8 protein-coding genes are annotated in these 11868 nt (G+C 72.9%); 5 read left to right on the top strand and 3 right to left on the bottom strand.

All coding sequences use genetic code 11. From position 1 onward, the window contains the following. Positions 1–126: 126 nt before the first annotated feature. The 3 genes from arc to AB0J52_RS12435 all read right to left on the bottom strand — a co-directional run bounded on the left by arc (position 127) and on the right by AB0J52_RS12435 (position 4631). The gene (gene arc / locus AB0J52_RS12445) at positions 127–1890 is read right to left on the bottom strand and encodes a proteasome ATPase (protein ID WP_500181671.1); all 1764 of its coding nucleotides are present in this window, start codon (positions 1888–1890) and stop codon (positions 127–129) included. A 284-nt stretch (positions 1891–2174) separates the two neighbouring features. Further along, entirely contained in the window at positions 2175–3179 is a 1005-nt protein-coding gene (locus tag AB0J52_RS12440) for a tRNA (adenine-N1)-methyltransferase (protein ID WP_500181670.1), read from the bottom strand. A 114-nt stretch (positions 3180–3293) separates the two neighbouring features. Next, positions 3294–4631 (bottom strand): site-2 protease family protein, encoded by a 1338-nt coding sequence (locus tag AB0J52_RS12435; protein ID WP_500181669.1) that lies wholly within the window; start codon positions 4629–4631, stop codon positions 3294–3296. A gap of 331 nt (positions 4632–4962) precedes the next feature. Between AB0J52_RS12435 and AB0J52_RS12430 the strand changes: the two genes are divergently transcribed. From AB0J52_RS12430 to AB0J52_RS12410, 5 genes are all read left to right on the top strand, one after another. Beyond that, positions 4963–5817, top strand: coding sequence for a RecB family exonuclease (locus tag AB0J52_RS12430; protein ID WP_500181672.1), 855 nt, complete (start codon positions 4963–4965; stop codon positions 5815–5817). A 218-nt stretch (positions 5818–6035) separates the two neighbouring features. Next, entirely contained in the window at positions 6036–7214 is a 1179-nt protein-coding gene (locus AB0J52_RS12425; protein WP_500181668.1) for a sensor histidine kinase, read from the top strand. 57 nt (positions 7215–7271) lie between these two features. Continuing rightward, positions 7272–7952, top strand: coding sequence for a response regulator (locus AB0J52_RS12420; protein WP_034484997.1), 681 nt, complete (start codon positions 7272–7274; stop codon positions 7950–7952). Between the two features lie 505 nt (positions 7953–8457). Then, positions 8458–9252 (top strand): ABC transporter ATP-binding protein, encoded by a 795-nt coding sequence (locus AB0J52_RS12415; protein ID WP_500181667.1) that lies wholly within the window; start codon positions 8458–8460, stop codon positions 9250–9252. Further along, complete coding sequence (locus AB0J52_RS12410; protein WP_500181666.1) at positions 9249–11756, top strand: ABC transporter permease; 2508 nt, start codon at positions 9249–9251, stop codon at positions 11754–11756. The genes AB0J52_RS12415 and AB0J52_RS12410 overlap by 4 nt, the downstream gene beginning before the upstream one ends. Positions 11757–11868 lie beyond the last annotated feature (112 nt).

The raw sequence follows: 11868 nt of genomic DNA, 5'->3' as shown, positions 1-11868 counted from the left end.
TTTTTTCTTTTGGGGGGGGGGGGCTGTTGGGTGTGGTGGGGGGGGGGGGGGGGCCCGCGCCGACGGCGCGGTCCCGGGTGGGGGCCGCGCCGTCGGTGTGTCCGGTGCCTGCGTGTGGGGTCGGGGCTAGAGGTACTGGCCGGTGTTGGCGACGGTGTCGATGGAGCGTCCGGCCTCTGCGCCCTGCTTGCCGGAGACGAGGGTGCGGATGTAGACGATCCGTTCGCCCTTCTTTCCGGAGATGCGGGCCCAGTCGTCGGGGTTGGTGGTGTTGGGCAGGTCCTCGTTCTCGCTGAACTCGTCGACGCAGGCGGCGAGGAGGTGGGCGACGCGCAGGCCTTTCTGGCCGGTGTCGAGGAACTGCTTGATGGCCATCTTCTTCGCCCGGTCCACGATGTTCTGGATCATGGCGCCGGAGTTGAAGTCCTTGAAGTAGAGGACTTCCTTGTCGCCGTTGGCGTAGGTGACCTCGAGGAAGCGGTTCTCCTCGCTCTCGGTGTACATCCGTTCGACGACGCGCTGGATCATGGCCTCGACGGTGGCGTCCGGGCTGTCGCCGTGCTCGGCGCGGTCGTCGGGGTGGAGCGGGAGGCCGGGGAGGATGTACTTGGAGAAGATGTCCTTGGCGGCTTCGGCGTCGGGGCGTTCGATCTTGATCTTGACGTCGAGGCGGCCGGGTCGCAGGATCGCGGGGTCGATCATGTCCTCGCGGTTGGAGGCGCCGATGACGATGACGTTCTCGAGGCCTTCGACGCCGTCGATCTCGCTGAGGAGCTGGGGGACGATGGTGTTCTCGACGTCGGAGGAGACGCCGGATCCGCGGGTGCGGAAGATGGAGTCCATCTCGTCGAAGAAGACGATGACGGGGGTGCCGGCGGACGCCTTCTCGCGGGCTCGTTGGAAGACGAGGCGGATGTGGCGTTCGGTCTCGCCGACGTACTTGTTGAGGAGCTCGGGTCCCTTGATGTTGAGGAAGAAGCTCTTGCCCTCCTGGCCGGTCTTCTCGGCGACCTGCTTGGCGAGGGAGTTGGCGACGGCCTTGGCGATGAGGGTCTTGCCGCATCCGGGGGGGCCGTAGAGCAGGACGCCCTTGGGGGGCCTGAGGTGGTGTTCGCGGAAGAGGTCGGCGTGCAGGTAGGGCAGTTCGACCGCGTCGCGGATCTGTTCGATCTGGGGTCCGAGTCCGCCGATCTCCTCGTAGGAGATGTCGGGGACCTCTTCGAGGACGAGTTCTTCGACCTCGGCCTTGTGGATCTTCTCGTAGGCGTATCCGCTGCGGGTCTCGAGCATGAGCGAGTCGCCCGGTCGCAGTGGGACGCCGCGGAGGGGTTCGGCGAGTTTGATGACGCGTTCCTCGTCGGCGTGCGCGATGACGAGGGCGCGTTCTCCGTCGTCGAACAGTTCCTTGAGCATGACGACTTCGCCCTGCTCTTCGAACGCGAGGGCCTCGACGACGTTGAGGGCCTCGTTGAGCATCACTTCCTGGCCGCGTTGGAGTTCGTCGACTTCCACCGCCGGGCTGACGTTGACGCGCAGTTTGCGTCCGCCGGTGAAGATGTCGACGGTTCCGTCGTCGCGGGCTTCGAGGAAGACGCCGAATCCGGATGGCGGTTGTGCCAGCCGGTCGACCTCCTCCTTGAGGGCCACGATCTGTTCGCGGGCCTCCTTGAGGGTCGCCACGAGTCTTTCGTTCTGGCCTGTCACCGCGGCCAGGTTCGCTTGTGCCTCGTGGAGACGTTCTTCCAGTACGCGTACTTGGCGCGGGGATTCCGCGAGCTTTCGGCGCAGCACGGAGATCTCCTCCTCCAGGAAGGAGATCTGCGTCTGGAGGTCTCTTACCTCCTTTTCGTGCTGCGCCTTGCGCGCCCCAGCTTCGTCACGAGCGGCCACGCCCCGTCACCTCCTCACGAAGAGCCGACGACCTACTGAGACCCTACCTATCTGGAGGGCTTCCGTAACCTGCCCATTCGGTGTTCGTGTCGTGCCGGGGGCGTCCCGGTGCGGAGGGGGCGGGGGCGCGGCGGGGCGGGGGTGGTCGCGGTGCGCGACGGCGGGCGGTGGGTGGGGACGTGCTTGTGGGGGTGTTTGCCGAGTTCGGCGGGTGTTGCGGCGGGGTGGGGTGGGGCGGGTGGGGTCGCGGGCGCCGGGTGGGGCGCCGGTGACCGGATTGTGATCTAGGACTCGCCGTCGCCGGGCGTGGCGGGCGCGCCGTTCTCGGCGGGTTCGATCGCGCCGGGCGGGGTCGCGGTGGCCGCGCCCTCGGCGGCGGTGTCGGGCTGGGCCCCCTTGGCGGGGCGGCGCCGGCGCAGGGGCGGGGTGACGCCGTCGGCGAGGCGGCGGGCGGTGACGAGGAAGCCGGTGTGGCCGACCATGCGGTGGTCGGGGCGGACGGCGAGGCCCTCGACGTGCCAGGAGCGGAGCATGGTCTCGAAGGCGTAGGGCTCGGCGAACGCGCCGTGGCCGCGCAGTTCCTCGACGACGCGCGACATCTGGGTGGTGGTGGCGATGTAGGCGCAGACGAGGCCGCCGGGGATGAGGGCCTTGGCGACGGCGTCGACGGTCTCCCAGGGGGCGAGCATGTCGAGGACGACGCGGTCGACCTCGGTCTCGGTGAGGGAGTCCTCGAGGGAGCCGACGGTGAGCTTCCAGGAGGGGTGGGGGCCGCCGAAGAACTTCTCGACGTTGGCTCGGGCGATGTCGGCGAAGTCGGGGCGGCGCTCGTAGGAGGAGACGACGCCGTGTTCGCCGACGGCGCGGAGCAGGAAGCAGGTGAGGGCGCCGGAGCCGGCGCCGGCCTCGATGACGCGGGCGCCGGGGAAGATGTCGGCCTGGGCGACGATCTGGGCGGCGTCCTTGGGGTAGACGACGGCGGCGCCGCGGGGCATGCGGACGGCGAAGTCGGACAGCAGGGGGCGGAAGGCGAGGTACTCGGTGCCGCCGCTGGAGCGGAAGACGGTGCCTTCGTGGCTGCCGATGACGGTGTCGTGCTCGATGCTGCCCTTGTGGGAGTGGTACTGCTTGCCGGGCTGCAGGGTGATGGTGTTGATGCGGCCCTTGGGGTCGGTGAGCTGAACCTGGTCGCCGGGGCGGAAGGGGCCGTGCGGGATCCGGCCGGTCGCCGGGGCCTGCGCGGGGGTGGTGCTGGTGTCGCCGGAGGCCGGCGGCGTCGGTTCGCTCATGGGTGTCAAGGCTAGCGGGCTTCCGGGACCGCTCTGGCGCGTGGTCCGGATGCCGGTCGGGCGGTGGTCCGGATGCCGGTCGGGCGGACGTTCGGATGCCGGTCCTGCGGTGGTTCAGATGCCGGCGAAGGCGCGGTCGACGTCGGAGATGGCGAGGACGCCGTAGACGCCGCCGTCGGGGTCCAGCAGGAGGTACTCGGTGGCGGGCGCGCGGCGCAGGGCGTCGATGAGGGCTTCGCCGGCGAGGTCGGCGGGCAGGGCGAGGTCGGGTTCGAGGCCGCGGGACAGGTCGCCGACGGTGATCCAGGGGCGGCGCTGCTCGGGGGTGGCGGTGACGGCCTTCTCGCTGACCAGGCCGAGGGGGCGGCCGTCGTGGTCGGTGACGACCAGCGCGCCGGCCTGGGCCTGCTGGGCGCGGCGGACGGCCTCGGCGAGGGGGGTGTCGGCGGTGACGAGGGTGGCGCGGCGGGCGAGGCGGCGGGCCGACAGCAGGGGGATGCGGTCGCGGACGCGTTCGGCGCGCAGGGCGTGGGTGGCGCCGATCCAGATGGTGGAGGCGACCATGGCGGACCAGAGCAGGGCGAGCCAGCCGAAGCCGCGGCCGGGCAGGGAGGCGAGCCAGACGCCGGTGAGCAGGCAGCCGGCGGCGACGGCGCGGCCGATCCAGGCGGCGGCGACGGCGCCGCTGCGGGCGTGCCCGGTGATCTTCCAGACGGCGGCGCGGACGAGGCGTCCGCCGTCCAGGGGCAGTCCGGGGAGCAGGTTGAACGCGCCGACGAGGAGGTTGGCGATGGTGAGGGCGTCGACGAGCAGGACGGCGACGGGTGGGAGGGGTAGCAGGAAGTGGGCGGCGAGGCCGAGGGCGGCGAGGACGAAGTTGACCAGGGGGCCGGCGAAGGCGATGAGGAACTCGCGGCCGGGGGTGGGGGCCTCGCGGGCGATGGAGGTCTCGCCGCCGAGGATGTTGAGGGTGACGGAGCGGACGGGCAGGCCGAGGCTGCGGGCGGTGACGGCGTGGCTGAGTTCGTGGACGAACACCGAGCCGTAGAGCAGCAGGGCGTAGGTGAAGGCGACGAGGTAGCTGGCGGGGCGTCCGACGGCGTCGTTGACCTGGCCTTCGAACATGACGGTGACGAGCAGCGCGATAGGGAACCAGCTGGGTGAGACGTAGACGGGGACGCCGAAGGGGCGGCCCATGGGGATGCCGGGCGGTCGGGAGCCGGGCGGGCCGTCCTTGGGGTCGCCGTCGGGCGTTCCGGGGGCGCTGGCGGGCCCGGAGGCGCCGGCGGGTTCGGGTGGGCCGGAGGGCCCCGAAGGCCCGGCGGGGCCGGGGGTAGGGGCGCCGGACGGCGCGCCGGTGGCGTCGCGGGTGGGGCGGCCGTCGGGCTCTCCGGTCGGTCCGGAGCCGGTGGGGCCGCTGCCGCCGTCGGTCACGGGTGCGCTGTCTGTCACGTTGTCGATGCTACGGCCCCGGAGCGGGGGTTCCGCGCTGGTGGGCGGTGCGGGATTTCGTCGGCGGGGTCGCCTACCCTTGCTGGACATGACGAGGACCGGGGCCGGGGACGGGACGACCAGGGCGGCGGACGCGGCTGCGGGGACGGCTGTGGAGCCGGGTGCGGAGCCGGGTGCGGAGGCCGCCGCCGGGCCCGCACCGGAGGCCGCACCGGGCGCGGTACCGGGCGCTCCGGAGGCCGCGCCGGGCGCTCCGGAGGCCGCGCCGGGCACCGTGCCGGGCGGGCCGGAGGCGGTGCCGGGTGGGCCGGCGGGGGCGGTCGATCCGGCGGTGACCGGGTCGCTGTCGCCGTCGCGGGCGGGCGACTTCATGACCTGCCCGCTGCTGTACCGGTTCCGGGTGATCGACCGGATCCCGGAGAAGCCGAGCCCGGCGGCGGTGCGGGGCACGCTGGTGCACGCGGTGCTGGAGCGGCTGTACGACCTGCCGAGCGCGGGCCGCACCCCGGTGGCGGCGCTGGAGCTGCTGGGCCCCGAGTGGGAGCGGCTGTGCGCGGAGGAGCCCGAGCTGGCGGCGCTGTTCGAGGCGGACGCGGCGGGCGACGCCGAGCGGGAGGGCTGGCTGGCGGAGGCGCGGCGGATGGTCGAGTCGTACTTCTCGCTGGAGGATCCGCGGCGGCTGGAGCCGGCCGAGCGGGAGCTGTTCGTGGAGACGGTGCTCGATTCGGGGCTGCGGCTGCGGGGGTACATCGACCGGCTGGACGTGGCGCCGACGGGTGAGATCCGGATCGTGGACTACAAGACGGGGTCGGCGCCGCGGCGGGAGTTCGAGGCGCGGGCGCTGTTCCAGATGAAGTTCTACGCGCTGGTGCTGTGGCGGCTGCGGGGCGAGGTGCCGCGGCTGCTGCAGCTGATGTACCTGAAGAACGGCGAGGTGCTGCGGTACGCGCCGGACGAGGCGGACCTGCGGGCGACGCAGCGGAAGGTGGAGGCGCTGTGGCTGGCGATCCGGCGGGCCACCGAGTCGGGTGAGTGGCGGCCGCGTCCGTCGCGGTTGTGCGACTGGTGCGACCACCGGCAGCGGTGCCCGGAGTTCGGGGGAACGCCGCCGCCGCTGCCGACGGCGCCGGTGGCGCGGCGGGACGTGGTGGTCCCGGAGCCCGCGCCGGGCCTGGACGACCTCTGACCCTCGGGCCGCCGCCTCCCGCTGTCCGTGAGCGCCTCCGCCGTGGGGAGTAGGTGCTCTGACGTGGCCGGGGGCGGGGGTGGACCGGTCCCCCGGCGGGTCTCCTTCTTGGGGAGGAGTGCGGATCGCCGCTCAGGAGGGCTCTTCGACCTGGTGTGACCTCCTAGGGTTAAGGCGTGTCACCCCGCATCCGTGGTCTTCGCACGTTCCGTGCCTGGTTGGCGGCGCGGCCCCAGTCGGCCGACGCCGTGCTGGCGCTCGTGCTGCTGGCGGTGGGGCTGCCGGAGCTGTTCCTGACGAACCGGCCGGGGTCGGAGGCGCGGCTGTTCGCCGCGCCGGACGTGCGGCAGGCGGTGCTGGTGACGGCGGTGACGTCGGCGCTGGTGCTGCGGCAGCTGTTCCCGCTGACGACGCTGTGGATCGTGCTGGCCGGCGAGTGCCTGCTGTCGGCGTGGGACTACGTGCCGTCGGTTCCGGACTCGGTGGCGTTCATGGTGGCGGTGTACAGCGTGGCGGCGCACCGGGCGCTGGCGCACAGCGCGCTGGGCGGTGTGGTGGCGCTGGCCGGGTTCAACGGGCTGCTGCTGTCGTTCCCGATGCGGTTGTCGCTGCTGGAGTACCTGACGAACAACGCGCTGCTGGTCGGGGTGTGGGTGCTGGGCCGGAACCTGCGGATGCGGCGGGCGTACTTCACCGAGCTGGAGGACCGGGCGGCGCGGCTGGAGCGGGCGCGGGGGTCGGACGCGCGGGCGGCGCGGGTCGAGGAGCGGTCCCGGATCGCGCGGGAGCTGCACGACGTGGTGGCGCACCATGTGAGCGTGATGACGGTGCAGGCGGGCGCGGCGCGGCGGATCATCGACCGCGACCCGGGCGGCGCGCGGGAGGCGATGTCCACGATCGAGGAGGTCGGGCGGACGGCGCTGAGCGAGATGCGGCGGATCGTCGGGGTGCTGCGGACCGACCGGGACGAGCAGGCGGCGCGGGGCGAGCTGGCCCCGCAGCCGGGGCTGGGCGATCTGGGCGAGCTGCTGGACCATGTGCGGGAGACCGGCCTGTCGGTGCAGCTGTGGATCGAGGGTGAGGCGCGGACGCCGTCGCCGGGTGTGGACGTGGCGGCGTTCCGGCTGATCCAGGAGGCGTTGACGAACACGTTGAAGCACGCGGGCCCGCAGGCGCGGGCGTGGGTGCGGTTGCGGTACACGGCGGAGGACCTGACGGTGGAGATCGAGGACGACGGGCGCGGTACCGCGACGATCGTGGCGGACAACGGCGACAAGCCAGGGCACGGTCTGGTCGGGATGTACGAGAGGGTGGCGCTGTACGGGGGCGAGCTGAGGATCGGGCCCCGGGTCGGCGGGGGTTTCGGGGTGCGGGCCCGGTTCCCGCTGTCGGCGTGACGGCGCGTAGGGTGGCCGGTGGATCTGGGGTGCATGGATGAACGGGACGGTGGCCGCGTGAGCACGGTACGGGTGCTGCTGGTGGACGACCAGCCGCTGCTGCGGACGGGGTTCCGGCTCATTCTGGAGGCGGAGCCCGACCTGGCGGTGGTGGGCGAGGCGGGTGACGGGGCCGCGGCGGTGGAGCTGACCCGGTCGCTGCTGCCGGACGTGGTGCTGATGGACATCCGGATGCCGGGTGTGGACGGCATCGAGGCGACGCGGCGGATCATCCGGGACGGGGCGGCGTCGCACGATCCGCGGGTGCTGATCCTGACGACGTTCGACCTGGACGAGTACGTGATCGAGGCGGTGCGGGCGGGTGCGAGCGGGTTCCTGCTGAAGGACTCGCCGCCGGAGGACCTGGTGCAGGCGATCCGGATCGTGGCGGCGGGCGACGCGATCGTCGCGCCGAGCGTGACGCGGCGGCTGCTGGACCGGTTCGCGACGCGGCTGCCGGCGGTGCGGGACGCCTCTCCCCCGCCGGGTCTGGACACGCTGACCGAGCGTGAGCGCGAGGTGCTGTCGCATGTGGCGCGGGGGCAGTCGAACGCGGAGATCGCCGCCGATCTGGTGGTGAGCGAGACGACGGTGAAGACGCACGTGGGGAACGTGCTGGCGAAGCTGGGCCTGCGGGACCGGGTGCAGGCCGTGGTGTACGCGTACGAGACGGGCATGAGCCGCCCCGGCCAGCAGTAGCCCTTCCGTTCTCCCGGCCGGTGGTGGGCCCTCCCGGCTGGCGGTACCCCCGCGCGCCTCTCCGCTCGACGGCGGCTCCGTTCTCCCGGCCGGCGGCTCCCCCGGGCGCGGCGGGCGGTGTCTTTCTGCGCGGCCGACAGTGGCCGCGCCGGGTCGGGGTGGTGGCCCGCCCAGGAGCGCCCTTCGGGGTGTGGAAGAGGTCGAGAGCGGGCGGCAGACCTGGGCGTCCGTTTCGTCCTGCCGAGGGGGCCCTGAGGCGTCCCTGATCGGTTTTCCCCGGGTGCGTCTCGGGGGTGTCTACTCCCCACGGACGATGGCCGGGGGGCGCCTCCTGCCTCGGGTGGAGTCGAAAGTCCGTTCCCTTGGGTCATCCGCCGCGGCGCGGGAACTCCTACTGTTTCGTGTGGACCGGATCACTTCGCACCGGTCCGTCCCCCCTGCGGTTCGCGCGGGCCGGCCGCGACCGGTCCGGCGGCCGACGACGTACGATTCAAGAGGAGTTCACGTGACTGATTCCGCCCGCTCGACAAGCGACGCGGCACCCGCGCCCGGGGCGGAGGACTTCGCCGCGCGGGCCCAGCGGATCTCCAAGGTGTACGGGTCGGGCGACGCCCGCGTGATCGCGCTGGACGGGGTGACGGTCGGCATCCCGCGCGGCCGGTTCACCGCGGTGATGGGCCCGTCGGGGTCGGGCAAGTCGACGCTGATGCACTGCATGGCGGGGCTCGACTCGGTGACCGGCGGCGAGGTGTTCATCGGGGACACCGAGCTGACCGCGCTGCGGGACAAGCAGCTGACCCGGCTGCGCCGGGACAAGATCGGGTTCGTGTTCCAGGCGTTCAATCTGGTGCCGACGCTGACGGCGCTGGAGAACATCACGCTGCCGATGGACATCGCGGGCCGCCGTCCGGACCCGGAGTGGCTGGACCGGGTGGTCGACACGGTGGGGCTGCGGCCGCGGCTGAAGCACCGGCCGGCGGAGCTGTCGGGCGGCCAGCAGCAGCGGGTGGCGTGCGCGCGGGCGCTGGCGTCCCGCCCGGAGATCATCTTCGCGGACGAGCCGACCGGCAACCTGGACTCGCGGTCCGGCGCGGAGGTGCTGGGGTTCCTGCGGGACTCGGTGCGGGAGATGGGGCAGACGATCGTGATGGTCACCCATGACCCGTCCGCGGCGGCGTACGCCGACCAGGTGCTGTTCCTGACCGACGGGCAGATCGTCGACACGATGCGGGAGCCGACGGCCGAGCGGGTGCTGGAGCGGATGAAGGGCTTCGAGCTGCCGGGGGTCTCGGCGCGATGAGTTCGGTTCCGATGGCGCGGGTGACCCTGCGCAACCTCGCCGCCCACAAGATCCGGCTGGTGCTGACGGCCGTCGCGGTGATCCTGGGCGTGGCGTTCGTGGCGGGGACGCTGGTGTTCACCGACACGATGAACAAGAAGTTCGACGACCTGTTCAACCGGATCGGCGAGAACGTCGCCGTGGACGTCCGGTCGGTGAAGGTGGTGGACTCGGGCGACGAGAACGCGGCGCGCCCGCCGGTGCCGCAGTCGGTGCTGGCGCGAGTGCGGTCGGTGCCGGGCGTGAAGGACCCGGTGGGGACGGTCAGCGGGTACGCGGCGCTGGTCGGCCGGAACGGCAAGGTCGTCGGGACGGGCCAGAACGGCCCGCCGCAGCTCGGCACGAACTGGACCGGCGACGGCATCGCGCGGCTGGTGTCGGGGCGGGCCCCCGCGGCCGCCGGCGAGGTCGTGGTGGACAAGGCGTCGGCGAAGAAGGCCGGGTTCGCCCTGGGCGACCAGGTGACGGTGCTGGTGAAGTCGGGGCCGCGGCGGGCGACGCTGGTCGGCACCGCCGACATCGGCGACATGATGGGCGCCACGTTCGTCGCGTTCGACACCCCGACGGCGCAGAGCCTGCTGCTGAAGCCGGGCTACTTCAGCGAGATCCGGATGGGCTCGGCGGGCCCGGACGAGGTGACGCTGCGGGACCGGGTCGCCAAGGCGCTGCCGTCCGGCGCCGAGGCCGTGACGGGCGCCAAGCTGCGGGACGAGAACAAGTCCGCGGTGGCGTCGTTCATGGGCTTCTTCCGGACGTTCCTGCTGGTGTTCGCGCTGATCTCGATCTTCGTGGGCGCGTTCATCATCTTCAACACCTTCTCGATGCTGGTGGCGCAGCGGACGCGTGAGCTGGCGCTGCTGCGGGCGATCGGCGCGGCCCGGTCGCAGGTGACGCGGGCGGTGATCGGGGAGGCGGTCGCGGTCGGGTTCGTCGGGTCGACGCTGGGCCTGGCGGCCGGGGTCGGGCTGGCGGAGCTGCTGCAGTCCACGACCGGCGGGGGCGGCGGGCTGACGTTCACCGCGACCCCGGTGGTCTGGTCGTACGTGGTCGGGATCGTGGTGACGGTCGTGTCGGCGTACTTCCCGGCGCGGCGCGCGGCGAAGGTCCCGCCGGTCGCGGCGATGCGCGACGACGTGGCGCTGCCGCAGCGGTCGATGCGGATCCGGCTGGCGCTCGGGTCGCTGCTGACGCTGGCGGGCGCGGCGCTGATGGCGCTCGGCCTGTTCGGGCACGTGTCGAACCCGGCGCTGCCGGTCGGGGTGGGCGCGTTCGCGGTGTTCCTCGGCGTGGCGCTGCTCGCGCCGGTGATCAGCAAGCCGGTGGTGCGGGTGCTGGGCTGGCCGTTCGCGCGGCTGCTGCGGACGCCGGGCCGGCTGGCGCGGCAGAACGCGCTGCGCAACCCGCGCCGGACGGCGGCGACCGCGTCCGCGCTGATGATCGGCCTGGCGCTGATCACGGCGGTGAACGTGCTCGGCTCGTCGATGCGGTCGTCGGTGGACGCGCAGGTCGACAAGCAGTTCGGCGCGGACTACGTGATCGAGCCGACCGGCGGGGGCGGCCTGTCGACGGACCTGGTCGCCAAGGTGCGGGCCGCGGGCGGGGTGAGCTCGGCGGGCGCGGTGTACTCGGGCAACGCCAAGATCGCCGGGAAGCGCGTGTCGTACTCGGCGGGCGACACCGCCGAGATGCTGAGCGGCACCCGCGCGAAGATCGTCCAGGGGTCGGGGACGCTGGGCCGCGACGGGATGCTGGTGGACGAGGCGACGGCGAAGCACAACGGGTGGTCGCCGGGGTCGGCGGTGCCGGTGCTGTTCCCGGACGGCAAGAGCGAGACGCTGCGGGTGACCGGGGTGTACGCGAAGAACGGCTTCCTCGGCGCGCGGGTGATCTCGCAGGGCGCGTACCTGGCGCACACCGCGGACCCGTCCGTCGAGGTGATCATCGTGTCGGCGCCGAAGCCGGGCGCGGCGACCAAGCACGCGCTGGAGCAGGCGCTGTCGGCGCGGCCGGACGTGAAGGTGCAGGACCAGGGGGCGCTGAAGGCCGACGCGCGCAAGCAGGTGGACGGGTTCGTGACGTTCCTGACGATCCTGCTGGTCATGTCGGTGATCATCGCGGCGGTCGGTGTGATCAACACGCTGGCGCTGTCGGTGATCGAGCGGACCCGGGAGATCGGGCTGCTGCGGGCGATCGGGATCAGCCGGCGGCAGCTGCGCCGGATGATCCGCGCCGAGTCGGTGGTGATCGCGGTGTTCGGGGCGCTGCTCGGCATCGGCATCGGGGTGGCGTTCGGCGCGGCGCTGCAGCACGCGCTGCGCAAGCAGGGCCTGTCGGAGCTGTCGGTGCCGGTGGGGACGCTGGCGACCTACCTGGTGGTGGCGGCGGTGATCGGCGTCCTGGCGGCGCTGTGGCCGGCGTGGCGCGCCGGGCGGATGGACGTCCTGAAGGCGATCTCCACCGAGTGACCCGCCTGCCGCCCGGCGTGGCCCGCGCATGACGGGTCACGCTGAGCGGCGTCCGCTGTACGGCGCCCGCCGGAACGGCGCCCGCCGGAACGGCGCCCGCCGGAACGGCGCC

The organism is Spirillospora sp. NPDC049652 (assembly GCF_040675125.1).
In the GTDB taxonomy this organism is placed as follows: Bacteria; Actinomycetota; Actinomycetes; order Streptosporangiales; family Streptosporangiaceae; genus Spirillospora.
Note: the sequence above shows the minus strand (reverse complement) of the source record. Positions and strands in the feature narration are given on the sequence as shown.

What these genes read in the sequence shown, in the direction of transcription:
- AB0J52_RS12440 (WP_500181670.1), bottom strand. Translation starts at nt 3,179, where the DNA reads ATGAGCGAACCGACGCCGCCGGCCTCCGGCGACACCAGCACCACCCCC.
- AB0J52_RS12410 (WP_500181666.1), top strand. Translation starts at nt 9,249, where the DNA reads ATGAGTTCGGTTCCGATGGCGCGGGTGACCCTGCGCAACCTCGCCGCC.